The sequence below is a fragment of the Achromobacter deleyi genome, assembly GCF_013116765.2.
Classification (GTDB): domain Bacteria; phylum Pseudomonadota; class Gammaproteobacteria; order Burkholderiales; family Burkholderiaceae_B; genus Achromobacter; species Achromobacter deleyi_A.
Window position 1 is genome coordinate 813,107 of sequence record NZ_CP074375.1, and the last position, 23,988, is coordinate 837,094.

At 65.6% G+C, this 23,988-nt stretch carries 25 protein-coding genes; 19 read left to right on the top strand and 6 right to left on the bottom strand.

Features of this window, described 5'->3' with window-relative positions:
* Positions 1-44 precede the first annotated feature (44 nt).
* Both lexA and HLG70_RS03790 read right to left on the bottom strand, forming a co-directional pair.
* The gene (lexA, locus tag HLG70_RS03785; protein WP_171663889.1) at positions 45-695 is read right to left on the bottom strand and encodes a transcriptional repressor LexA; all 651 of its coding nucleotides are present in this window, start codon (positions 693-695) and stop codon (positions 45-47) included.
* Positions 696-852: 157 nt separating this feature from the next.
* The gene (locus HLG70_RS03790) at positions 853-2,052 is read right to left on the bottom strand and encodes an amino acid aminotransferase (RefSeq protein ID WP_171663888.1); all 1,200 of its coding nucleotides are present in this window, start codon (positions 2,050-2,052) and stop codon (positions 853-855) included.
* A gap of 75 nt (positions 2,053-2,127) precedes the next feature.
* On the opposite strand from HLG70_RS03790, the gene uvrB reads away from it, so the two are divergent.
* The 11 genes from uvrB (at position 2,128) to HLG70_RS03845 (ending at position 11,719) form a co-directional block, all read left to right on the top strand.
* On the top strand, positions 2,128-4,194 hold the full coding sequence (gene uvrB / locus HLG70_RS03795) for an excinuclease ABC subunit UvrB (protein WP_171663887.1): 2,067 nt from the start codon (positions 2,128-2,130) through the stop codon (positions 4,192-4,194).
* A gap of 250 nt (positions 4,195-4,444) precedes the next feature.
* Positions 4,445-4,936 carry a low molecular weight protein-tyrosine-phosphatase gene (locus HLG70_RS03800; RefSeq protein ID WP_006386176.1) on the top strand — a complete coding sequence of 164 codons (492 nt, stop codon included), beginning with the start codon at positions 4,445-4,447 and terminating at the stop codon, positions 4,934-4,936.
* A 193-nt stretch (positions 4,937-5,129) separates the two neighbouring features.
* A complete protein-coding gene (gene iscR, locus HLG70_RS03805) occupies positions 5,130-5,669 on the top strand; it encodes a Fe-S cluster assembly transcriptional regulator IscR (protein WP_171663886.1) in 540 nt (179 codons plus the stop codon).
* A 21-nt stretch (positions 5,670-5,690) separates the two neighbouring features.
* Positions 5,691-6,902 (top strand): IscS subfamily cysteine desulfurase, encoded by a 1,212-nt coding sequence (locus HLG70_RS03810; protein WP_171663885.1) that lies wholly within the window; start codon positions 5,691-5,693, stop codon positions 6,900-6,902.
* A gap of 33 nt (positions 6,903-6,935) precedes the next feature.
* Positions 6,936-7,340: a Fe-S cluster assembly scaffold IscU gene (gene iscU / locus HLG70_RS03815; protein WP_006225297.1), complete on the top strand. Its 405-nt coding sequence runs from the start codon at positions 6,936-6,938 to the stop codon at positions 7,338-7,340.
* A gap of 2 nt (positions 7,341-7,342) precedes the next feature.
* Positions 7,343-7,666 carry an iron-sulfur cluster assembly protein IscA gene (gene iscA / locus HLG70_RS03820; protein ID WP_171663884.1) on the top strand — a complete coding sequence of 108 codons (324 nt, stop codon included), beginning with the start codon at positions 7,343-7,345 and terminating at the stop codon, positions 7,664-7,666.
* 3 nt (positions 7,667-7,669) lie between these two features.
* On the top strand, positions 7,670-8,182 hold the full coding sequence (hscB, locus tag HLG70_RS03825; RefSeq protein ID WP_171663883.1) for a Fe-S protein assembly co-chaperone HscB: 513 nt from the start codon (positions 7,670-7,672) through the stop codon (positions 8,180-8,182).
* A 72-nt stretch (positions 8,183-8,254) separates the two neighbouring features.
* Positions 8,255-10,117: a Fe-S protein assembly chaperone HscA gene (hscA, locus tag HLG70_RS03830; RefSeq protein WP_171663882.1), complete on the top strand. Its 1,863-nt coding sequence runs from the start codon at positions 8,255-8,257 to the stop codon at positions 10,115-10,117.
* A 10-nt stretch (positions 10,118-10,127) separates the two neighbouring features.
* The gene (fdx, locus tag HLG70_RS03835) at positions 10,128-10,469 is read left to right on the top strand and encodes an ISC system 2Fe-2S type ferredoxin (protein WP_171663881.1); all 342 of its coding nucleotides are present in this window, start codon (positions 10,128-10,130) and stop codon (positions 10,467-10,469) included.
* Positions 10,469-10,663, top strand: coding sequence for a Fe-S cluster assembly protein IscX (gene iscX / locus HLG70_RS03840; RefSeq protein WP_171663880.1), 195 nt, complete (start codon positions 10,469-10,471; stop codon positions 10,661-10,663). The genes fdx and iscX overlap by 1 nt, the downstream gene beginning before the upstream one ends.
* A 171-nt stretch (positions 10,664-10,834) precedes the next feature.
* Entirely contained in the window at positions 10,835-11,719 is an 885-nt protein-coding gene (locus tag HLG70_RS03845; protein ID WP_171663879.1) for a methylglyoxal synthase, read from the top strand.
* Between the two features lie 66 nt (positions 11,720-11,785).
* Here HLG70_RS03845 and HLG70_RS03850 read toward each other — a convergent pair whose 3' ends face one another.
* Positions 11,786-12,589, bottom strand: a complete 804-nt coding sequence (locus tag HLG70_RS03850) for an enoyl-CoA hydratase/isomerase family protein (protein WP_171663878.1) — start codon at positions 12,587-12,589, stop codon at positions 11,786-11,788.
* A gap of 251 nt (positions 12,590-12,840) precedes the next feature.
* On the opposite strand from HLG70_RS03850, the gene HLG70_RS03855 reads away from it, so the two are divergent.
* From HLG70_RS03855 to HLG70_RS03890, 8 genes are read left to right on the top strand one after another with little or no spacing between them, the layout of a single operon-like run.
* Positions 12,841-13,665 carry an ABC transporter ATP-binding protein gene (locus HLG70_RS03855; RefSeq protein WP_171663877.1) on the top strand — a complete coding sequence of 275 codons (825 nt, stop codon included), beginning with the start codon at positions 12,841-12,843 and terminating at the stop codon, positions 13,663-13,665.
* Positions 13,665-14,543 (top strand): branched-chain amino acid ABC transporter permease, encoded by an 879-nt coding sequence (locus HLG70_RS03860; RefSeq protein ID WP_171663876.1) that lies wholly within the window; start codon positions 13,665-13,667, stop codon positions 14,541-14,543. The genes HLG70_RS03855 and HLG70_RS03860 overlap by 1 nt, the downstream gene beginning before the upstream one ends.
* Positions 14,544-14,546: 3 nt before the next feature.
* A complete protein-coding gene (locus tag HLG70_RS03865; RefSeq protein WP_171663875.1) occupies positions 14,547-15,584 on the top strand; it encodes a branched-chain amino acid ABC transporter permease in 1,038 nt (345 codons plus the stop codon).
* A gap of 52 nt (positions 15,585-15,636) precedes the next feature.
* A complete protein-coding gene (locus HLG70_RS03870; RefSeq protein WP_171663874.1) occupies positions 15,637-16,818 on the top strand; it encodes an ABC transporter substrate-binding protein in 1,182 nt (393 codons plus the stop codon).
* A 52-nt stretch (positions 16,819-16,870) separates the two neighbouring features.
* The gene (locus tag HLG70_RS03875) at positions 16,871-17,677 is read left to right on the top strand and encodes an ABC transporter ATP-binding protein (RefSeq protein WP_171663991.1); all 807 of its coding nucleotides are present in this window, start codon (positions 16,871-16,873) and stop codon (positions 17,675-17,677) included.
* A complete protein-coding gene (locus HLG70_RS03880; protein ID WP_171663873.1) occupies positions 17,674-19,539 on the top strand; it encodes an AMP-dependent synthetase/ligase in 1,866 nt (621 codons plus the stop codon). Before HLG70_RS03875 ends, HLG70_RS03880 begins: the two co-directional genes overlap by 4 nt.
* On the top strand, positions 19,536-20,690 hold the full coding sequence (locus HLG70_RS03885; RefSeq protein ID WP_171663872.1) for a thiolase family protein: 1,155 nt from the start codon (positions 19,536-19,538) through the stop codon (positions 20,688-20,690). Before HLG70_RS03880 ends, HLG70_RS03885 begins: the two co-directional genes overlap by 4 nt.
* A gap of 6 nt (positions 20,691-20,696) precedes the next feature.
* On the top strand, positions 20,697-21,347 hold the full coding sequence (locus HLG70_RS03890; protein WP_171663871.1) for a TetR/AcrR family transcriptional regulator: 651 nt from the start codon (positions 20,697-20,699) through the stop codon (positions 21,345-21,347).
* On the opposite strand, the gene HLG70_RS03895 is transcribed toward HLG70_RS03890, so the two are convergent.
* The 3 genes from HLG70_RS03895 to HLG70_RS03905 are packed head-to-tail and all read right to left on the bottom strand — an operon-like array spanning position 21,331 to position 23,956.
* Positions 21,331-21,651, bottom strand: a complete 321-nt coding sequence (locus HLG70_RS03895; protein ID WP_171663870.1) for a preprotein translocase subunit TatB — start codon at positions 21,649-21,651, stop codon at positions 21,331-21,333. The two genes, HLG70_RS03890 and HLG70_RS03895, sit on opposite strands and share 17 nt — an antisense overlap.
* Positions 21,652-21,666: 15 nt before the next feature.
* Positions 21,667-23,190 carry a lysine--tRNA ligase gene (gene lysS, locus HLG70_RS03900; RefSeq protein WP_171663869.1) on the bottom strand — a complete coding sequence of 508 codons (1,524 nt, stop codon included), beginning with the start codon at positions 23,188-23,190 and terminating at the stop codon, positions 21,667-21,669.
* Between the two features lie 10 nt (positions 23,191-23,200).
* Positions 23,201-23,956 (bottom strand): SDR family oxidoreductase, encoded by a 756-nt coding sequence (locus HLG70_RS03905; RefSeq protein WP_171663868.1) that lies wholly within the window; start codon positions 23,954-23,956, stop codon positions 23,201-23,203.
* Between the last annotated feature and the right edge of the window lie 32 nt (positions 23,957-23,988).

The following is a 23,988-nucleotide window of genomic DNA, read 5'->3' on the forward strand; positions in this document are numbered from 1 at the left end:
ACCCCGCTTGAAGGCGGGGTTTTCTTTTGCAGAAAGCCGCGGGCTTAGTGCAGCGCGTGGGTGCGGATCAAGCCTACCGCTATGCCTTCCAGGGCGAATTCCTGCTCGGCTTCGACCACGATGGTTTCGAAGTCCGGGTTTTCAGGCAGGAGCTCGATATGGCCGTTCTGGCGCTGCAGGCGCTTGACGGTGACGTCGTCGCCCAGGCGGGCCACGACGATCTGGCCGTTGCGGGCTTCCGAGGCTTTCTTCACGGCGAGCAGGTCGCCTTCCAGGATGCCGGCGTCGCGCATGCTCATGCCGCGCACCTTGAGCAGGTAGTCGGGCGCCTGCGCGAACAGGTGGGGGTCCACGCCGATTTCGCGTTCTACATGCTCGGCGGCAAGGATGGGGCTGCCAGCCGCGACGCGGCCGACCAGCGGCAGCAGCAATTGCGCCAGCGCCGGCAAGGGCAGGGAGCTTTGCGTGGCGGCCGGCCCGCCATCCTTCAGGCGGATGCCGCGCGAGGCGCCGGCGGTAAGCTCGATGGCGCCCTTGCGGGCCAATGCCTTGAGATGGTCTTCCGCCGCGTTGGGGGAACGAAAGCCCAGGGCCTGGGCGATTTCGGCACGCGTCGGCGGAAAACCGGTGCGCGTGACGGTCTGCCTGATGAGGTCCAGGATTTGTTGCTGGCGATCCGTGAGTTTGCTGGCCATGGCGATGATCCGGTGTTAGCGGACTGTACATATATACAGCGCCATTCTGGGGGACGTAGCGTAAAAAAGCAAGCCAGCCCGGGCCGCAAATGAAAACGGGACCCGAGGGTCCCGTTTCTGACGGCAGGCCGTGCAAGCCGGCCTGCGACGCGCGGCTTTACAGCACTGCCGCGATGCCGGCTGCCACCTTGTCGATGTTGCCGCTGTTCAGCGCGGCGACGCAGATGCGGCCGCTGGAAACGGCGTAGACGCCGTGTTCTTCGCGCAGGCGATCCACTTGCGCGGCGCTCAGGCCCGAGTACGAGAACATGCCGCGCTGGTTCAGCACGAAGCTGAAGTCCTGCTTGGCGCCGTGTTCCTTGATCTTCTCGACCAGTTGCTTGCGCATCAGGCGGATGCGGTCGCGCATGCCGGCGAGTTCTTCTTCCCAGAGGGCGAAGAGTTCAGGCGTGTTCAGGACGGTCGAAACCACCGTGCCGCCGTGGGTGGGCGGGTTGGAGTAATTGGTGCGGATCACGCGCTTGAGCTGGCTCAGCACGCGCGTGGCTTCGTCCTTGCTGCCGGCAACGACCGTCAGCGCGCCGACGCGCTCGCCGTACAGCGAGAACGACTTCGAGAACGAGGAGCTGATGAACATCGTCATGTCCAGGTCGGCGAACATGCGCACGACCGAGGCATCTTCGGTCAGGCTGTCGCCGAACCCTTGGTAGGCGATGTCCAGGAACGGGACCAGATTGTTTTCCTTCACGACGGCGGCGATCTGCTTCCACTGGTCGGCGGTGGGATCCACGCCGGTGGGGTTGTGGCAGCAGGCGTGCAGCACGACGACGGTCTTGGCCGGCGCGGCCTTCAGGTCGGCCAGCATGGCATCGAAGTTCAGGCCGCGGGTGGCGGCGTCGTAGTACGAATACGTACCGACTTCGAAGCCGGCGCGCTCGAACAGTGCGCGATGGTTTTCCCAGCTGGGGTCGCTGATGAGGACCTTGGAGGCCGGCAGGAGCTGGCGCAGGAAGTCGGCGCCGATCTTCAGCGCGCCGGTGCCGCCCAGGGCTTGCGTGGTCAGCACGCGGCCGGCGGCGGCCAATGCGGAATCCTTGCCCAGGAGCAGGGCTTGCGCGCCGGTGTTGTAGCCGGCAATGCCTTCGATCGGCAGGTAGCCGCGGGCTGCGGCGGCCTCGATGCGGGCGGCTTCGGCTTTGCGTACCGCGCTCAGCAGGGGGATCCGTCCCTGATCATCGTAATACACGCCCACGCCCAGGTTCACTTTACCGGGGCGCGTGTCCGCGTTGTATTGTTCGTTCAGACCAAGGATGGGGTCGCGCGGCGCGAGTTCGACGGAATCGAAAAGGGTGCTCATGGGACTCTGATGAGGTGGGTGGACGCAGTACGAGGTGCTGTGGATAATGGGGGGTTTACCCTGGAACAGTCTAGCATGCCTAAGAGCGCAATAGACCCGAGTGCGGTGGTGCCCGCCGCAGGTCCGGGATTCGTCGATTTTCCTGACAGCCCGTTTCATCTCTATCAACCCTATCCGCCCGCGGGGGACCAGCCCACGGCCATCGAGGGGCTGACGCAGGGCGTCGAAGACGGCCTGATGTTCCAGACGCTGCTGGGCGTGACGGGGTCGGGCAAAACCTACACCATGGCCAACGTCATTGCGCGCATGGGCCGCCCCGCCTTGGTGCTGGCCCCGAACAAGACGCTGGCTGCGCAGCTGTACGCCGAGATGCGGGAGTTCTTCCCGAAGAACGCGGTGGAGTACTTCGTCTCCTACTACGACTACTACCAGCCGGAGGCCTACGTGCCGACGCGCGACCTGTTCATCGAGAAGGATTCGTCCATCAATGAGCATATCGAGCAGATGCGGCTGTCGGCCACCAAGAGCCTGCTCGAACGCCGCGACACGATCATCGTGGGTACGGTGTCCTGCATCTACGGTATCGGCAATCCGGGCGACTACCATGCGATGGTCCTGATCCTGCGAACCGGGGACCAGATCGCCCGGCGCGAGATCCTGGCGCGCCTAGTCGCCATGCAATACACCCGCAACGATGCCGAGTTCACGCGCGGCGTTTTCCGCGTGCGCGGCGAGACCATCGATATCTTCCCGGCGGAAAGCGCCGAGCTGGCATTGCGCCTGACGCTGTTCGACGACGAGATCGAAAGCCTGGAGCTGTTCGATCCGTTGACGGGGCGCATCCGCCAGAAGCTGCCGCGCTTCACGGTCTATCCCGGTTCGCACTATGTGACGCCGCGCGATACGGTGCTGCGCGCGATCGAGACCATCAAGGAAGAGCTGCGTGAACGCGTCAAGCGTTTTGTCGACGACGGCCATCTGGTCGAGGCCCAGCGCCTGGAGCAGCGCACCCGATTCGATCTGGAAATGCTGCAGGAACTGGGGTTCTGCAAAGGCATCGAAAACTATTCCCGCCATCTGTCCGGCGCCGCGCCCGGGGATCCTCCGCCGACGCTGATCGACTACCTGCCGTCCGATGCGCTGATGTTCATCGACGAAAGCCACGTCACCATCGGGCAATTGAGCGGCATGTACCGGGGCGACCGGTCCCGCAAGGAGACCCTGGTGCAGTACGGTTTTCGCCTGCCGTCCGCGCTGGACAACCGGCCCTTGAAGCTCGAAGAGTTCGAGACACGGATGCGCCAGTGCGTCTTCGTGTCGGCCACGCCCGCGGCCTATGAGAAAGAGCACACCGACAATGTGGTGGAGCAGGTCGTGCGGCCCACGGGGCTGGTGGATCCGCTAGTCGAAGTGCTGCCCGCGCGCACTCAGGTGGACGACCTGCTGGGCCAGATCAAGGCGCGCGTATCGCAGAGCGAGCGCGTGCTGGTCACCACCCTGACCAAGCGCATGGCCGAGGACCTGACCGACTTCCTGGCCGAGCACGGGGTGAAGGTGCGCTATCTGCATTCCGACATCGACACCGTCGAGCGGGTGGAGATTCTTCGCGACCTGCGCCTGGGCATGTTCGACGTGCTGGTGGGGATCAACCTGTTGCGCGAAGGCCTGGACATCCCCGAGGTGTCGCTGGTGGCGATCCTGGACGCGGACAAAGAGGGCTTCCTGCGGTCGGAGCGCAGCCTGATCCAGACCATCGGACGCGCGGCGCGCAACCTGAATGGCCATGCCATTCTCTATGCGGACCGCATCACGGATTCGATGCAGCGCGCCATGGAAGAGACCAGCCGCCGCCGCGCCAAGCAACTGCAGTTCAATCTCGACAATGGGATTACGGCGCGCGGCGTGCACAAGGCGGTGCGGGAACTGATCGACGGCATCGTGGCGCCTGCCCAGCACGACGCCCTGGAAGCTGCGGTTCCAGCCGAATTCCTGAAGGACGAGAAAGCCCTGTCCCGCGAAATCAAGCGGCTGGAAAAGCTGATGATGGACCACGCGAGGAACCTCGAGTTCGAGCAGGCTGCCGCGGCCCGGGACGCGCTGACGGCCTTGAAGCAGAGGGTGCTGCTGGACGGCGCGGTATAGGTGCAATACGTGTATCTAAACGTGTCTGCTGGCTGACGGTTGGCTGAACGCAACGAAAATCTGTTGCGTTGCAATCGTGCTGCCACAATCGCGGGAATTCTTGCTGCGGAAGTCTCAGTGCCTACCTGAAAAGTATTGCTCAAGTCTATGATTTGTTTGGGAAAAGAAGAGGGACGTATTTGCTTTTCGTCAATTGCGCAGGCGCAAAAAAAGCTTGCCTTATCTCGGGTTTTCCCGCACACTTGATTCCATGATGACCAAGGTACTTTTCGTTTGCATGGGCAATATCTGTCGCTCGCCGAGCGCAGAGGGCGTGTTTCGCCATTTGGTGAACGACGCGGGTTTGGGCGATGTCGTTCGCATCGACTCCGCGGGCACGCACGCGTTTCATATCGGCGAGGCGCCTGATGCCCGGGCGCAGGCTGCGGCGCGTAAACGCGGCTACGAGATCACTCACTGCGAGGCGCGTCAGGTCACCGCGGAAGATTTCCGCGACTTTGATCTTATCCTCGCCATGGACTGGGACAATCTGTCCGCCATGCAGCAGCAATGCCCCAAGGCCTATCAGCACAAGCTGATGCTGCTGATGCGCTTTGCCAATGAGTTCGAGGAGGCCACCGTGCCCGATCCGTACTATGGCGGCGCCGATGGTTTCGGCAAGGTCCTGGACTACCTGGAGGACGCCTGTCAGGGTGTTCTTGAACTGGTCCGTAAGCGCGCGACCCAGTACCAGGCGGCTTGATACGCAATAGTGTAGAACCGCCTGCAGCGCGGTTCTCGGGGTACATGGCACTGAAAAAACCGCGCAAATGCGCGGTTTTTTCTAGCCGGGAGCCATACCAAATTAGTCGGGAATAGGCTATACTTGAGCCAATTACTCGGGTATTGACCGCTGGATTCGCTGGCGGCCATTGCCGAATCACAGGGAACCCACCATGCGGCTAACTACCAAAGGGCGTTTCGCCGTGACTGCCATGATCGATCTGGCTATGCGGCAGCATAGCGGCCCGGTCACTCTTGCGGCCATCAGCCAGCGTCAGAACATCTCGCTTTCCTATCTGGAACAGCTATTCGGGAAACTGCGTCGCCACGAACTCGTGGACAGCGTGCGTGGCCCGGGCGGCGGTTATTCTCTTGCCCGCCTGGCGCGCAACGTGACCGTCGCCGACATCATCTTCGCGGTCGACGAACCGCTGGACGCCACCAGCTGTGGCGGCAAGCGGGACTGTACGAGCGGCAACGATGGCAAGCCAGGCAAGTGCATGACGCACGAACTCTGGGCCACGTTGAATCGCAAGATGGTCGATTACCTGGATTCGGTGTCCCTGCAAGATCTGGTTGATCAGCAGCGCGTGCGCCAATTGCAGGAAGCCAACAATCAAGCGCAGGCCTGCGCGGTGCGTGTGAACAGGGTGGGAGGCGCCAACGCCGCCAACGCCCCGACCACGACCGTCGCTGCCAATGCCACCGTATAAGAAGTATCAGGAGTTGTAGAAATGACCACCCGCCCAATCTATCTGGACTATTCGGCCACGACACCGGTTGACCCCCGCGTCGTGGACAAGATGGTGCCGTGGCTGTACGAGAACTTCGGCAACCCGGCTTCGCGCAGCCATGCGTTCGGCTGGGAATCGGAAGAGGCCGTCGAGCGCGCCCGTGAAGAAGTCGCCAAGCTGGTCAATGCCGACCCGCGCGAAATCGTCTGGACCTCCGGCGCCACCGAATCCAACAACCTGGCCATCAAGGGCGCCGCGAATTTCTACGCGGAGCGCGGCAAGCACATCATCACCGTCAAGACCGAGCACAAGGCCGTCCTCGACACCTGTCGCGAGCTGGAGCGCCAGGGCTTCGAAGTCACCTACCTGAACGTGAAGGACAACGGCCTGATCGATCTGGACGTCTTCAAGGCCGCGCTGCGTCCCGATACCGTGCTGGTGTCGGTGATGATGGTGAACAACGAGATTGGCGTGATCCAGGACGTGGAAACGCTGGGCGAGATCTGCCGCGAAAAGGGCATCATCTTCCATGTGGACGCCGCGCAGGCGACCGGCAAGGTGGAAATCGACCTGCAAAAGCTCAAGGTCGACCTGATGTCGTTCTCGGCCCACAAGACCTACGGCCCCAAGGGCATCGGCGCGCTGTATGTGCGCCGCAAGCCGCGCATCCGCATCGAAGCGCAAATGCACGGCGGCGGCCACGAGCGCGGTTTCCGCTCGGGCACGCTGGCCACGCACCAGATCGTCGGCATGGGCGAGGCTTTCCGCCTGGCGCGCGAAGAAATGGGCACCGAGAACGAGCGCATCCGCATGCTGCGGGACCGTCTCTGGAATGGCCTGTCGCAGATCGAAGAGGTTTACCTGAACGGCGACATGGACCAGCGCGTGCCGCACAACCTGAACGTCAGCTTCAATTATGTCGAAGGCGAATCCCTGATCATGGCGATCAAGGAATTGGCCGTCTCCAGCGGTTCGGCCTGCACCTCGGCCAGCCTGGAGCCGTCCTATGTGCTGCGCGCCCTGGGCCGCAACGACGAATTGGCGCACAGCTCGATCCGTTTCACGCTGGGCCGCTTCACGACCGAGCAGGAAGTGGATTTTGCGGTTGAGCTGATCAAGAGCCGGGTTGGCAAGCTGCGCGATATGTCGCCGCTGTGGGAAATGGCCAAGGAAGGCATCGACTTGAACACCGTGCAGTGGGCTGCGCACTGAGCGCCCGCGCCTGGATATACGTGGAGAATTAACATGTCTTACAGCACCAAAGTTCTGGATCACTACGAAAACCCGCGCAACGTCGGTTCGTTCGACAAGTCGGACGAGTCGGTGGGCACCGGCATGGTCGGCGCCCCGGCCTGTGGCGACGTCATGAAGCTGCAGATCAAGGTCAACGAAGCCGGCGTGATCGAAGATGCGCGCTTCAAGACCTATGGCTGTGGTTCGGCCATTGCTTCCAGCTCGCTCGTGACCGAATGGGTCAAGGGCAAGACGCTGGATCAGGCCATGAACATCCGCAACACGCAGATCGCCGAAGAGCTGGCCCTGCCGCCCGTGAAGGTCCACTGTTCCATCCTGGCTGAAGACGCAATCAAGGCCGCGGTGCAGAACTACAAAGAAAAGCACTCGGTTCCGGCCGAAGCTGTGGCGGGCTGACCATGTCCGTTACCCTGACCCAACAGGCTGCCACCCACATCGGCCGCTACTTGCAGAAGCGCGGAAAGGGTATCGGCTTGCGGCTCGGCGTTAGGACGACGGGCTGCTCCGGCATGGCCTACAAGTTGGAGTATGTCGACGAGGTTGCGTCGGAAGACATCGTGTTCGAGAGCTTCGGCGTGAAGGTCTTCATCGATCCGAAGAGCCTCTCGTACCTGGACGGCACGGAGCTGGACTACGCCCGCGAGGGCCTGAACGAAGGCTTCAAGTTCCGCAACCCCAACGAAAAGGCGACCTGCGGCTGCGGCGAGTCGTTCACGGTGTAAGTCTTGGCTGGAGACGATCACTTCAGCCTGTTTGGCTTGCCGGCGCGCTTCGACCTGGACGCCGGGGCACTGGAAAGCGCTTGGCGCACCGTTGCCGCGCAGGTGCACCCCGACCGTTTTGCCACGGCAAGCCCCGCGGAACGCCGCGTGGCGATGCAATGGGCGGCGCGCGCCAACGAGGCTTACCGCCAATTGAGGGATCCGCTGCTGCGTGCGCGCTACCTGTGCGAACAGGCCGGCGTGGATTTGCAGACCGAAAGCAATACCTCGATGGACACGGCTTTCCTGATGCAGCAGATGACCTGGCGCGAGATGCTGGACGATGCGCGCGACGACGGCGGCGCCTTGACCGCTCTGCAAGCGGAGTTGGACGATGCGCGCGCCGAGATGCGCGCCACGCTGACCCGCCTGCTGGACGACGAGCAAGACTACGCGACGGCCGGGCTCAAGGTGCGGGAATGGATGTTCGTGGAAAAGCTGGCGCAAGAGCTGGCGCACGTCCAACCCGCTGGATAGCCAAAGGCGCGTTGGGGCGCCCGTGCGACGGGCGCCAGCACAGCGCGGCCTACTGACCAGAAAATTAGAATCATGGCCTTATTGCAAATATCCGAGCCCGGTGAGTCGCCCGCGCCGCACCAGCGCAAGCTGGCGGTCGGGATCGATCTGGGCACTACCAATTCGCTAGTCGCGGCAGTGCGCAGCAGCGTCGCCGAAGTGCTGCCCGACGCGCAAGGCCATGCCTTGCTGCCGTCGGCGGTGCGCTATTTCCCCGGCGGCAAGGTCACGACCGGCCGCGAGCCGCTGGCTCAGCAGGCCGAAGATCCGCTGAACACCGTTGTGTCGGTGAAGCGGTTCATGGGCCGCTCGCTGGAAGAGGCCCGCGCCACGCGCGCGCCGTATGAATTCGTGGACGCGCCCGGCATGGTGCGCATCCGCACGGCCCAGGGCGACCTGAGCCCGGTCGAGGTTTCCGCGCAGATCCTGGCGGTGCTGCGCCAGCGCGCGGAAGACGTGTTGGGCGACGACCTGGTGGGCGCCGTCATCACGGTGCCCGCGTATTTCGACGATGCCCAGCGTCAGGCCACGCGCGATGCGGCCCGGCTTGCGGGCCTGAACGTCTTGCGCCTGCTCAATGAACCCACGGCGGCGGCCATCGCCTATGGCCTGGATCATGCCTCGGAAGGCGTGTACGCCGTATACGACCTGGGTGGCGGCACGTTCGATATCTCCATTCTGCGTCTGACCCAGGGCGTGTTCGAAGTGATTTCCACCGGCGGCGATACCGCGCTGGGCGGCGATGATTTCGACGCGCTGATCGTGGATCACGCCGTGGCCGGGCTGGCGGCAGGCGATTTTTCGCCCGCGGACCGGCGGAGCCTGCTGATGGCTGCCCGGGCGGCCCGCGAAGCCTTGTCCGACGCCGACAGCGCCAGCCTGAAGCTCGCGTTGTCCGACGGCCGCGAGGTGGATCTGGTCCTGACCCGCGCTGAATTTGAAACGCTGGCCCAGCCGCTGATCGAACGCACGCTGGACTGCGCGCGCCGCGCCCTGCGCGATGCGTCGCTCAAGCCCGCCGATGTGCGCGGCGTGGTGATGGTGGGCGGCGCGACGCGCATGCCCGTCGTGCGCGCCGCCGTAGGTAAGCTGTTCGGCACTCAGCCATTGACCGATCTGGATCCGGATCAGGTCGTGGCGCTGGGCGCGGCCCTGCAGGCCAATCTGCTGGCGGGCAACCGCGCGCCGGGAGAAGACTGGCTGCTGCTGGATGTGATTCCGTTGTCGCTCGGACTGGAAACGATGGGCGGACTGGTTGAGCGCATCATCCCGCGCAACAGCACCATCCCCGTGGCGCGCGCCCAGGAATTCACGACGTTCAAGGATGGCCAGACGGCCATGAGCATCCATGTGGTGCAGGGCGAACGCGACCTGGTCGCGGATTCGCGGTCGCTGGCACGCTTTGAGCTGCGCGGCATTCCGCCGATGGTGGCGGGCGCCGCCCGCATCCGCGTGACCTTCCAGGTGGATGCGGATGGCTTGCTGAGCGTGACCGCGCGGGAACAAAGCCAGGGCGTCGAGGCCATGGTGTCCGTCAAGCCGTCCTACGGCCTGTCGGACGATGAAATCGCGCGGATGCTGGCTGACAGCGTGGCGCAGGCCGACACCGACGCGAAGGCCCGCATGCTGCGCGAGCAGCAAGTGGATGCGCGTCAGCTGGTGGAGTCCGTGCAGGCTGCCCTGGCGGTCGACGGCGACCTGCTGGACGCCGATGAACGCAAGCGGGTGGACGAGTGCCTGCAGGCCGCCATCGGGGCGCAGGAAGCCCAGGACGTGGACACGGTGAAAGAAGCGGTGCAGGCCTTGTCGGCCGCGACCGACGACTTTGCCGCGCGGCGGATGGATCGCAGTATCCGCGCCGCGCTGGCTGGCCGCAAACTTGACGAGATCGCCTGATAAAGAAGTTATGCCGAAACTGACTGTATTGCCTCATCCCGATTACTGCCCGGAAGGCGCCGTGATCGAAAACGCGCCCAAGGGCGTGTCGATCTGCCGCGTGCTGCTGGATAACCATATCGATATCGAGCATGCCTGCGAACTGTCGTGCGCATGCACGACCTGTCACGTGGTGGTCAAGCAGGGGTATTCTTCCTTGGAAGACGCCACGGACGATGAAGAAGACCTGCTGGACAAGGCCTGGGGCCTGACCCCGACGTCGCGCCTGTCCTGCCAGGCGGTGGTGACCGATGCCGACCTGACGGTCGAAATCCCCAAGTACACGATCAACCACGCGAAAGAGGGCCATTGATGAAGTGGACCGACACCTACGAGATCGCCGCCGCGCTGGTGGACGCGCATCCCGACGTCGACCCCAAGACGCTGCGATTCATGGAGCTGCGCGAATGGGTCATGGCCTTGCCTGAATTCAGCGATGATCCTGCCCACTGCGGCGAGAAGATCCTGGAGGCCATCCAGATGGCCTGGATCGACGAGGCGGATTGACCGCCACGCAGCAAGACGCTCCCCAATGGGAGCGTTTTTGTTTCCGGCCGGCATCCACGGGCGGGCGATCTTGCGCCGCGCGGGGGGAATCCGCGTTTGCCATGCCGCGGTCTTGATGGCCACGGTATCATCGGGGATCCGTTAGTTGTTCTTCCTAGCCTGAGTCTACCGATGCCCGCTGCCCCATTGCGTTTTGGCCTGGCCGCCAATCGACTGCACCATGAAACCCCCGATGCCGCCCTGTTCACCTGGCTGCGCGCGTGCTCGTCCACGATACGCGAGCTGGGCGTGCAGCTGCACACCGTGGGCCGCACGCATGACGCGATCGTGCGCGAGGGCATGTTGCAGGGCTATGGCGGCCTGGTCCGCTATCCCTATGGCCGCGAGGGCGGCCTGATGAAGCTGGTGGCCCGCGTGACTGAAGGCCGCGACGGGCAGGCGCCCTTCGACGGTGCGATCTACCTGATCGATCCTGTCGATCCTTCGTCGATTTTTCCGGAAGCGCTGGCGCTCAAGCGCCAGTGCATCACGCACGGCAGGCCGTTCATTTCGACGCTGGCCGGCGCCATTGAATGGATGGAAGTCGAACGCATTCATGCGGGACTGGCGCCGGACGCCTCGGCGTCGCGCCACTTCAACTTCACGGGGCAGACGCTGGCGATGATCGCCCACGATGCGCTCAAGGACGAGATGGTGGCCTTTGCCAGCGAGCACTTCGACGTGCTGTCCCGGTTCGCGCGGCGCGTGGCCACCGGCACGACCGGCGGGCGCCTGAACGACCTGGCCTGGTCGCGCGGCTGGCCCAAGGATACGCCCTGGGTGCACCGCTACCTGAGCGGGCCGCTGGGCGGCGATGCGCAGATTGCCGAACTGGTGCTTGAACATCAATGCCAGCGCGTGATCTTTTTTGAAGATCCGCACGTGGCCCGCCAGCACGAGGCCGATATCCAGCTGCTGGAGCGCGCCGTGCGCGTGGTCACGGAGTCGGCCACCTGCGCGACGTCGCCCTCGGTGGCGCGACGGTGGGCGCAGGCGGTGGAAAAGCGCGTCATCTGACCCGGATCCGGGCAGGCGCGCCAGCAGGCTGGTGGCCCGCGATGCCGCGGGCGGCCCCCGCTGGGGTCACTGTCCGGTGAATTGCGGTGGGCGTTTCTCGCGGAATGCCCTGACGCCTTCCGCGAAGTCGGCGCGCGTGGCGGAGTCCAGAAAGCGCGCGGTCTCTTCGGCCAGCTGGGTTTCCAGCGTGGCGTGCTCGGCCGAACGCAGCAGGTCTTTCGCGCCCGCGATGCCATGGGGCGCGTGGCGGGCGATGTCCCGCGCGTAGGCCAGGGCCGCGGCCGCGAGTTCCTCGGGCGGGGCGGTTCGCGTGACGATGCCCCAAGCCAGCGCGTCGCTGGCGGTAAAGCCGTCGTGCCGCAGCAGCAGATCCAGCGCGCGTCTCGGGCCCAGCAAGCGCATGAGCCCATGCGTCATGCCGGCATCGGGCGTGGCGCCGAGCTTCAGATAGGCCGTCATGAAGCGCGTGCCCGTATCGGCGATGGCGAGGTCGCAGGCCAGTACCAGCGACAGTCCGGCGCCGGCGGCCACGCCATGCGCCTGAGCGAGCCAGACCTTGTCCATGCGCGCGATCCGCGCGATGAAATCGTTCAGCGGAGTGAACAGGTCCAGGAGCGTGCTTCGTACCTGGGCGGGCTCGCCCGTGAACATGCCGATGTCGCCGCCTGCGCAGAAGGCCTTGCCCGCCGCGCGCAGCAGAACGACGCGGATGTCCTGGCGCGTTTCCAGCCATTGGGCGGCCGCCTGCAGGTCCCGGGCCATGGCTACATCGATGGCATTGAGCGTGTCGGCGCGGTTGAGCGTGACGGTCGCGAGCGCGCCGTCGGCCTCCAGCAGCAAGGTCTGGAAGGCCGGAAGTCCCTGGGTCATGGCTAGTCTCCGTTGTCGGGTAAATACCAACTGTCGATCCAAAAACCGCGATGCTATGGTCTGAACCGAGCGCTTGCTTGGTTTTGTTTTAAGCACGCTTAGCGTAACGCATAGAACGATTTTCCGGCGCTGTACTGGCGTAGGTAAAGACAGGTTCGTTGCATCTCCTGCCTAGCGGGTTCGCCAGATTCACCGTCGTAAAAATGTCCGCCCCAGGCGGCAAAAATACTTCGCAAAAAGCGAGGAGACAAATGGTGGATCAGTCCGACAGGCCTCCCTTGCTGGAGGTGGATGGGGTGACGCTGGCGTTCGGCGGGGTCAAGGCGCTTACGGGCGTGGGCTTTCGCGTGGCGGCCGGCTCCATCACCACGGTCATCGGCCCCAACGGCGCCGGCAAGACCTCGCTGTTCAACACCATTTCCGGTTTCTACAAGCCCGCATCGGGGCAGATCCGCTTTGAAGGCCGCGACATAACGCGCGTGGCCGCGCCGGAACGCGCGAGGCTGGGATTGGCGCGCAGCTTCCAGAACATCGCGCTGTTTCGCGGCATGACGGTGCTGGACAACATCAAGCTGGGCCGCCATGCCCACCTGCGCAGCAACGTGCTGGATGCCCTGTTCTACCTGGGGCGCGCGCGCCGCGAGGAAATGGCGCTGCGGGCCGACATTGAAGAACGCATCATCGACTTCCTGGAGATCGACCATATCCGCCATGCGCCGGTGGCGGCGCTGTCCTACGGGCTGCAAAAGCGCGTGGAGCTGGCGCGGGCGCTGGCGATGAATCCCAAGGTGCTGATGCTGGACGAGCCCGTAGCCGGCATGAACCGCGAAGAGACCGACGATATGGCGCGCTTCATCCTGGATGCGCGGTCCGAGTGGGGACTGACGGTGCTCATGGTGGAACATGACATGGGCATGGTGATGGACCTGTCGGACCACGTCGTGGTCCTGAACTTCGGGCAGGTGATCGCCGATGGCACGCCGTCCCAGGTGCAGGCCAACCCGGAAGTCATCAAGGCCTATCTGGGCGCGGGCGACGTGGGCGACCTGCGGCGGCGCCTGAGGGAGGCGGCCTGATGGACTGGCTGTTCCTCCTGGAGGTCACGCTGGCCGGGCTGGGCAGCGGCGGGCTGTATGCCCTGGCGGCGCTGGCTTTCGTCATCGTCTACAAGGCGACGCGGGTGGTGAACATCGCCATCGGCGAATTCCTGATGCTGGGCGCCTACGTGTTCTACGCGTTCGCGACCGGCATGGAGTGGCCCATCTGGCTGGCGATCGTGGGCGCGGTCGTGGTGTCTGGCGGGCTGGGCGCGCTGGTCGAGCGGCTGACGATACGGCCCATGCTGGGCGAGGCGCCGATCTCGGTGTTCATGATCACCGTGGGGCTGGCTTCGATCCTGGTGGGCGCGGTGGAATTGATCTGGACGGCCGACCAGCGCCGGTTGCCGGAATTCATGCCGCGCGCGCCCGTCATGATTGGCGAGGCTTTCGTGGCGCCCAAGGTCTTCTACGGCTTCTGGGTGGCGGTGGTGCTGGCCTTGCTGGTCCTGGTGGTGTTCCGGTATTGGCGCGGCGGGGTCGCCTTGCGCGCCACGGCGTCGGACCAGGGCGCGGCCTATGCCATGGGCATCAATGTGCCGCGTGTGTTCTCGCTGGCCTGGGTGGCGGCGGGCGCGATCGCGGCGGTGTCGGGCGTGATCGTGGGCGCCATCGGCGGGATCTCGTCTTCGATGGGCGTGTTCGGCCTGTCGGTGCTGGTGGTGGTGATCGTGGGGGGACTGGACAGCGTGGCCGGGGCCCTGGTCGGGGGCATCTTCATCGGGCTGCTGGAGGCCTGGGCGGGTGCCTACATGGGCGGCGAATACAAGTTGCTGGCCACCTTCATCGTGCTGGTCGTGGTGCTGATGGTCAGGCCGTATGGCCTCTTCGGCACCCGTGAAATCGAGAGGCTCTGATCCATGCGTATCGCGACTGCCAAGCAGACCTACCTGGCCGACGAGGCGCTGTTCGATACCCGCACCCAGCATGTGTGGCTGGCGCTGCTGGCGGCGTCGCTCGTGCTGTTTCCCTTCGTGGCGGATGCGTATTGGCTGTACCTGGCCTGCCTGGTGGCGATCAACATCGCCAGCGCGACGGGGCTCAACATCCTGACGGGCTACACCGGGCTGGTCAGCCTGGGGCAGGCCGCGTTCATGGGACTGGGGGCGTACACCGTGGCGGTGATGGAGCTGCGCCTGGGCACGCCGGTCCTGGTCAACCTGCTGGGAGGCGGCGTGGTGGCGATGGCGGGCGGGTTGCTGGTCGGCATTCCGTCCCTGCGGGTGAAGGGGCTGTACCTGGCCATCGCCACGATCGCGGCGTCGTTCATCGCGCATTTCATTTTTGCCAACTGGCAGTTCACCGGCGGGACCACCGGTCTGCAGGTGCCGCCGGCGCGGGTGCTGGGCCTGGACCTGGATACCTCGTTCAAGATCTATTGGCTGATCGTGCCGGTGACGGTCCTGATGGTGCTGGGGGCGGCGAATCTGTTCCGCACCCGCATCGGGCGCGCCTTCATCGCCATCCGCGACCGCGACATCTCGGCCGAGGTGCTGGGCATCCGGCTGCTGCGCTACAAGCTGCTGTCCTTCGGGCTGTCGTCGTTCTACGCGGGCGTGGCGGGCGGCCTGTGGGCGTATTTCTTTCGGGTGGTCACGCCCGAGAGTTTTCCGCTGATCATGTCCATCTTCTTCCTGGCGGCCATCATCGTGGGCGGCATGGGCTCGATCCTGGGATCCATCCTGGGCGCGGTCTTCATGACGATGGTGCCGGAGTTCCTCAAGCTGATCGTCGGCTGGCTGCCCGTGGGCGGCGATGCGCTGCGGCTGATTTCGCCGGTGCGCACCATCGTTTTCGGCCTGCTGATCGTGGGCTTCTTGATCTTCGAGCCGCATGGGCTCGCGGAAATCTGGCGGCGCGTGCGCCGATTCTTTCACCTCTGGCCTTTTCGCACGTAGCGTTTCGCACCCGACGCGGCGACGGCCACCCATAAGACCCAGGAGACAAACCATGAAGCGCATCCGGATAGGCAGCGGTTTATCGAGGTTGTTGGCCCCGTTGGGCCTGGCGGCGGCATTGGCGGCGGCGCCCGCCGCCCAGGCGGCCGAGGACCTGGTGCTGGGCGGGTCCATTCCGCTGAGCGGCGTGTTCGCGTTTGCCGGGCAAGGGATCCACGCGGGCATCACCGACTACGTGAAGATCGTCAACGACCAGGGCGGGGTGAAAGGGCGCAAGCTGCGCTACGTGCCGGAAGACACGGCATACAAGGTGGACGCCTCGGTGGCGGCGTTCAAGAAGATCACCAGCCAGAACAAGGTGAATTTCTACTACGGCGATTCGACCGGCTTTTCCAAGACGATCAATGCCGAGCTGAACCGCACGGGCGACATCCTGATGACCGGGGCGTCGTTCGCGACCGAACTGAACGATCCGGCGAAGTATCCCGCGCAGTTCATGCTGGGGCCCGACTACACGGAGATGTTCGGCATCCTGCTGCGCTATATCGCCAAGGAGCAGCCGGGCGCCAAGGTGGCGTTCGTGTATTCCGACACGGAGTTCGGCCGCGACCCGATCGCCAGTTCACGCGCGGTGGCCGAGAAGCTGGGGCTGAAGGTCGTCACCGAGATCATGACGCCGCCGGGCAGCGTGGACGTGTCGACCGAGGTCATCAAGCTGCGCCGCGCGGATCCCGACTTCACCATTTTCCACGGCTACGTGCTGGCGCCCATTCCGGAGTTCGTGGGGCAGGGCAAGCGCATGGGCCTGAAGACGCGCTACATGGGCACGTTCTGGACCATGGACAACTCCACCGTCATGCAGATGGGCGAGGACGCCGAGGGCTTCATGGGCGTGATGCCCTACCGGTATTACTACGACACGGCCGCCGATGCGCCGATGCTCAAGAAGATTCGCGAAATGCGTCCGCAGTACCAGAGCACCGGCTATATGCAGGGTTTCCTGGCGGCGATGCTGTTCACGGAGGTGGCCAAGCGCACGCTCGACGCGGGCAAGGAACTGACCGCCGCCAATATGAAGGCTTCGCTGGACGGCATCAAGGACTTCGACACGGGCGGCCTTATCGGCGTGCCGATCAGCATCAAGGGCAATTCGATCCCCGTGGGCCGGATCTATCGCGCCGATGTGAAGCAGAAGCAGATGGTGCCCGCTTCCGATTGGATCGTGCTCAAGTGAGGCTGCCGTGAACCCGGGACAGGACGCGCAGGCAGGGCCCGCGGCCGAGGCCATGCCTCGGGCGGTGCTCGACATCAACAACATCGAAGTCGTCTACAACAAGGCGGTACAGGTGCTGCGCGGTTTGTCCCTGTCGGTGCCGGCCGGCAGCATCGTTGCGCTGCTGGGGAGCAACGGCGCCGGCAAGTCGACCACGCTGAAGGCGGTGTCCGGGCTGCTGGATCTGGAGGACGGGGCGCTGGTGCGCGGGCATATCGTCTTCAATGGCGGCGACACCGCGGGGGCCAAGCCCCAGAACCTGGTGCGCTCGGGCCTGGCGCATGTGATGGAGGGGCGCAGGGTCTTCGAAGACCTGACCGTCGAAGAGAACCTGGTGGCCGCGACGTATGCGCTGACCGGCAGGTCCGGGGCGCGCGTGGACTTTGATCTGGTCTATGGCTACTTCCCGCGCCTGTTCGAGCGGCGCCGCGGGCTGGCCGGCTATCTGTCCGGCGGCGAGCAGCAGATGCTGGCCATCGGCCGCGCGCTGATCGCGCAGCCCAAGCTGATGCTGCTGGACGAGCCGTCCCTGGGCCTGTCGCCGATGCTCGTCGAAAGCATCTTTTCCATCATCGCGCGCATCAATATCGAACAGGGGGTGTCGATGCTGCTGGTGGAGCAGAACGCGTCCGTGGCGCTGGCGGTGGCGCACTACGGCTACATCATGGAGACAGGCAAGGTGGTGATCGACGGCACCGCCGAGAAGCTGGCGGCGGATCCGGACGTGCGCGAGTTCTACCTGGGCGTCGGCGGCTCGGGCGAGACCCGGGGCTTTCGCGATATCAAGCATTACAAGCGCCGCAAGCGCTGGCTCTCATGATGGACAAGAATCCGAACCGAAGCAGCGGGCCGGACGCCGCGCCTGGCTGGCCGGCGTTGACGCTGCCGCAGATGCTGCGCGAACAGGCACGCCGGCAGCCATCCGCCATCGCCATCCGGCAGAAGGACTTTGGCATCTGGAAGCCGCTCTCCTGGGGGGAATACTGGCAGCGCGCCTGCCGCGTGGGCCTGGGCCTGCGCGCCCTGGGCCTGAGCCGCGGCGGACGGGTGGCGATCGTCTCGGACAACCGGGTGGAATGGCTGCTGACCCAGATGGGAGCGGGCGCGGCGGGCGGCGTGGCGGTCGGCGTCTACTCCACCAGCCCGGCCGAGGAAATGGGCTATGTGCTGGAGCACGCGGACGTCGAACTGGTGGTGTGCGAGGACCAGGAGCAGACCGACAAGGTGCTGCACGTGGCCGGGCGGCTGCCGCTGCTGCGCCGCATCGTGATGATGGAGACCAAGGGCCTGCGTTCGTACTCGCCGGAGGACCGCGCGCGCATCGTGTCGTTCGCCGAGGTCGAGGCCGGCGGCCGCGCGCGGGAGGCCGTGGAGCTGGCCGCCTTGAACACGATGCTGGACGGCCAGCGGCTGGACGACACCGGCCTGATGATCTACACGTCCGGTTCCACCGGCAAGCCCAAGGGGGCGATGCTGAGCTATGGCAACATGCGCGGCGTGGCGCCCGGCATCGCGGAGCGGCTCTCGATGGATGCGGACAGCGTGCACCTGTCGTATCTGCCGCTGTGCCATGTGGCCGAACAGATGCTGTCGACCTTCGTGCCCATCTATGTGGGCGCGCAGGTGAATTTCGGCGAGTCGATCCGCACCGTGCAGGAAGACCTGCGCGAAGTCGCGCCGACGATCTTCCTGGGCGTGCCGCGGATCTGGGAAAAGCTGCACGCGGCGATCTCCATCAAGATGCAGGAGGCGGGGCCCGTGCAGCAATGGCTGTACCGGCAGGCGCTGAGCCGCTGCGCGCCATTCCTGGAGAAGTCGCCCGCGCAATACCGGCTGGGCGAGCGGCTGACGCGACTGCTGTGGTACTGGCTGGTGCTGCGCGCCCTGCAGAATTTCATCGGCCTGCGGCGGGTGCGGGTGGCGATGACGGGGGCGGCGCCGATTCCGCCGGACGTGGTGCGCTACTTCCGCACGCTGGGCGTGCCGCTGGTGGAGGTCTACGGGCTGACGGAGTCGGCGGGGATGATCTTCGGGCAGCACCCCGACCGGGTGAAGGTCGGCACCGTGGGCGAGCCGATCCTGGGCGTGGAATGGCGCATGGGGGCGGCAGGTGAATTGCTGGTGCGCGGCGAGATGGTGTTCCAGGGCTACTACAAGAACCCGGATGCCACGGCCGATGCCGTGCGCGACGGCTGGCTGCACACCGGCGACGTGGTGGCGGAGGATGCCGGGCGCGTGCGCATCGTGGACCGCCTGAAGGACATCATGATCACGGCGGGCGGCAAGAACCTGACGCCGTCCGAGATCGAGAACGCGGTCAAGGGCAGTCCCTACGTGAAGGAGTGCATCGTGATCGCGGACGGCCGGAAGTACGTGTCGGCGCTGATCCAGCTGGAGTTCGACACGGTGGGCAAGTGGGCGGAGTCCCGGCGTATCGCGTTCACGCATTTCCGGTCGCTGGCGGAATGTCCGCAGGTGCGCGAACTGGTCCAGCAGGAGATCGCGCGCGCCAATGCCGGGCTGGCGCCGGTGTCGCAGATCAAGCGTTTCCATCTGCTGACCAAGGAACTGGACCACGACGACGGCGAAGTGACGGCGACGATGAAAGTCAGGCGCGCCAGCATCTATCGCGTCTACGCGGACGAAATCGAAACGCTCTACGTTGAGGAGACGACGGCATGAACGAAGCCGTGATCGTGGAAGCGGTGCGCACGCCTTTCGGGCGGCGCGGCGGGTGGTGGGCGCAAACCCGGCCGGACTCGCTGCTGGCGCGGACCGTGCAAGGATTGCTGGGACGCGCCGGGCTGCCCGGAGGCAAGGTCGAGGATCTGATTGCCGGCTGCGTCAGCCAGGCGGGCGAGCAGGGCGCCAACATCGGGCGGCTGGCGGCGATGCTGGCCGGGCTGCCCGAAAGCGTGCCGGGCGTGTCTTTGAACCGCATGTGCGGATCCAGCCAGCAGGCGGTGCATTTTGGCGCGCAGGCGATTGCCGCGGGCGATATGCGCTATGTGGTGGCGGGCGGGGTCGAGAGCATGAGCCGGGTGCCGATGTTCCTGGACGTGACGCTGGGGCAGCGCGAGTTTCGCGGATTCGAATCGCTCAATCCGGCGCTGCTCAAGCGCTACCCGCTGATCCACCAGATCGAGAGCGCGGAACGGATCGCCGAGCATTGGGGACTGTCGCAGGCCGAGATGGATGAATGGGCCCGCACGAGCCACGCCCGCGCGTGGGCGGCGGCGCAGGCGGGACTGCATGCGGAGCTGCTGCCGGGTCCGCAGGAGGCCGCGCTGCGCGATGAAGGCATACGCGAAACCACCGATCGCGCCCGCATGGCCGCCATGGCGCCCGCGCTGCGACCGCCGGGGCAGGGCAGCGTGACTGCCGCCAATGCCAGCCAGCTGGCGGACGGCGCGGCGGCGGTGCTGCTGGCCGACCGGGACACCGCGCTGTCGGACGGCTTGCGGCCACGGGCGCGATTCCTGGCGCGGGTGGTGATCGGGTCGGACCCGGTGATGCAGCTTACCGGCGTGATCCCCGCGGCCCGCCAGGCGCTGGCGCGCACCGGTCTGGCGCTGGACGATATCGACTGGATCGAGATCAACGAAGCCTTTGCCAGCGTGGTGCTGGCCTGGCAGCGCGAACTGGGCGCCAATCCGGCGCGCGTGAATCCCTGGGGCGGCGCGATCGCGCATGGGCATCCGCTGGGCGCGACGGGCGCGGGCCTGATGGGCAAGATGCTGGCGGGGCTGGAGGCGACCGAAGGCGAGCTGGGCATGCAGCTGATGTGCATCGGCCACGGCATGGCGACCGCGACCATCATCCAGAGGCTGTGAGCCGCCATGGACAAGACCGGGACTGCCGCGTCCAAGGACGAGGGCGCGGACTCCGAACGCCGCCGGGAACTGGTCCTGGCCGCGGGGCGCCTCTTCAGCAGGCATGGCTATGAGCGCACGACGGTGCGCGAGCTGGCGCGCGCCGTCGGGCTTCAATCGGGCAGCCTGTTCCACCATTTCCGCAGCAAGGAAGAGATCCTGGTGGCGGTCATGAACAACGGCATCCAGGAAGTGATCGACCACGGCGAACGCGCGCTGGCCTGCTATGGCGCGCCCGCGGATCGGCTGGCGGCGCTGTTCCGCGTGCATATGTGGAGCATGCTGCATGGCGCGGGCGGAGACGCCATGAATGCGCTGGTGTACGAGTGGCGCAGCCTGTCGGCGCCCAGCCAGGCGGCCGTCAAGGTGCTCAGCGACCGCTACGAGGCGATGTGGCAGTCGGTGGTGGCGGGGGCGGTGGATGCCAGGCTGATCCAGGGCGACGCGCGCGTCATCAAGCGCTGCGTGCTGGGCGCGATGAACCTGACGGTGCAGTGGTACAAGCCCGGCGGGCGCCTGGCGCCCGCCGAATTCATCGATGCGATGCTGCAGGCTTCCCTGCCGGCCTTGCCGGCGGGAGCGGGACGCTGGCCCGTGGAGCCTAGCCGCGGCGCTTGAGAAAGGCGCCCACCGCGCAGGCGATGGCCAGCGCCAGGAGGGATCCGGACACGGGCAGCAGGAAATCCGCTTCGCCGTGATAGCCCCCGCCGGTGACCCCGCCCGCCACGCCGCCCATCCACAGCAGGGCGGTCAGCAGCGCGGCCACCGCCGCGATGGCGGTGGCGATGCATAGCGCGATGAATACCGGCCGGCGCGCGGGCACGGGCCGGTACGGCGCGCCGGACTGGACGCGGCGGGGTTGCTTGATCCAGTAGACCAGTCCCGCCACGACCAGCAGAAGCATCAGGATCTTGAAGATCATGACGCCGACCGCTGCTTAGTCTTCACGGCGCAGGTGCGGGAACAGGATGACGTCGCGGATGCTGGGGCTGTCGGTCAGCAGCATGACCAGGCGGTCGATGCCGATGCCGCAGCCGCCCGTCGGGGGCATGCCGTATTCCAGGGCGCGGATGTAATCGGCGTCATAGAACATGGCCTCTTCGTCGCCGGCGTCCTTGGCCTCGACCTGCGAACGGAAGCGTTCGGCCTGGTCTTCGGGGTCATTCAACTCCGAGAAGCCGTTGGCGATTTCGCGGCCGGTCATGAAGAGTTCGAAGCGCTCGGTGATGCCTTCGCGCGTATCCGAGGCGCGCGCCAGCGGCGAGACCTCCACCGGGTAGTCGATGATGTAGGTGGGGTTCCAGAGCTTGGCTTCGGCGGTCTCTTCGAACAGCGCCAGCTGCAGCGCGCCCAGGCCGGCGCGCGACAGCACCGGGCCGTCGGCGTCGGCGCCCAGCTTCTTCAGTTCGGCGCGCACGAAGACGGCGTCGTCCAGCTGCGCTTGCGTGTAGCCCGGGGCGTACTTGAGGATGGCTTCGCAGATGGTCAGGCGGTCAAACGGCTTGGACAGGTCCAGTTCGCGCTCGCCGTAGGTCAGGACGGCGCTGCCGGTGGCCGAGATGGCGGCCTGGCGGATCAGTTCTTCGGTGAAGTCCATGAGCCAGCGGTATTCCGCGTAGGCAGCATAGAACTCCATCATCGTGAATTCGGGGTTGTGACGCGGGCTGACGCCTTCGTTGCGGAAGTTGCGGTTGACCTCGAAGACGCGTTCGAAGCCGCCCACGATCAGGCGCTTCAGGTAGAGCTCGGGCGCGATGCGCAGGTACATTTCCATGTCCAGCGCATTGTGGTGCGTGACGAAGGGCTTGGCCGCCGCGCCGCCCGGGATCGGGTGCAGCATGGGGGTTTCCACTTCAAGGAAGCCGGCGTTCAGCATGAACTGGCGGATGCTGCCCACGGCCTTGCTGCGCGCTTCGAACGTGCGGCGCGTGGCGTCCGTCATGATGAGGTCGACGTAGCGCTGGCGGTAGCGCAGTTCCTGGTCGGCCACGCCGTGGAACTTGTCGGGCAGCGGACGCAGCGACTTCGACAGCAGGCGCGCCGTGGCGGCATGCACCGACAGTTCGCCCTTGTTGGTCTTGAAGACCGACCCTTCGATCGCGATGATGTCGCCGATGTCCCATTGCTTGAACGCGGCGTAGTTGTCTTCGCCCAGCGTGCCGCGGTCCAGGTAGATCTGGATGCGGCCGGTGCTGTCCTGCAGCGTGGCGAAGCTGGCCTTGCCCATGACGCGCTTGAGCATCATGCGGCCGGCGACCTTGACGGTGACGGCGGCGGCGGCCAGGGCTTCCTGCTCCTCGGCGTCGTACTTGTCATGCAGGGCGGCGGCGCGGGCGTCCGGAACGAAATCGTTGGGGTACGCGACCCCGGTTTCGCGCAGTTTGGCCAGCTTGGCGCGCCGTTCGGCGATCAAGCGGTTTTCATCCTGGGCGGGAGCCGGAGTGGTCGAGTGGTCGGTCATGGTCGGGGGATCAGTCGTAATTGCGGATGTCGTCGATTTCGGTCGTGCCGAAATCTTCGCGATCCAGGTAGGCGAGGATGCGGGAGGCTACGTTGGCGGGCGAGGACAGCTTGCCGGTCGCGTGGAAGTCCTGGAACTTGGCCAGCGCCGGGAAGCTTTCGGGGTCGCTTGCGCGAATGGCGACCTGCATGTCGGTGTCGACGATGCCGGGGGCCAGCGCAACGATGCGGGCGCCGTCGGCGCCTTGCTCCTGCTTGACCACGCGGGAATACATGTCGAGCGCGGCCTTGGTGGCGCAGTACACGCCCCAGCCGGCGTTCGGGTTGCGGCCCGCGCCGGAGGAGATGTTCAGCACGCGGCGGTCGGCCTTCAGGTCTTCCACGGCGGCCAGGAAGCGCGCGGTGAGCAGCATGACGGCGGTGACGTTCAGGTTGAAGGCGGCGGTGATGGCCGCGCCGTCGATGAGCGCGTCGGTGCCGGCGACGGGATGCACCGTGCCCGCGTTGTTGATCAGCAGATAGCGCTTCGCGTCGCGCGGCAGCGCGGCGCAAATGCGTTCGGCCGTTGCTTCGGCCGCCTTCAGGTCCGAGAGGTCCACGGACAGTTGTTCCAGCTGCACGTCCTGCGACCGGGCATAGGCGGTGAGCTCGGGGTCTTCGCGGCGCGCCAGGGTGATCAGGCGGGTGCCGGGCTTGGCCAGGCCGCGTGCCATGGCGGCGCCGATGCCGCGCGATGCGCCGGTGAGAATTGCGATGGTGTCAGACATTCGTAGACCTCTGGGTGCGGGGTGCGGGGAGT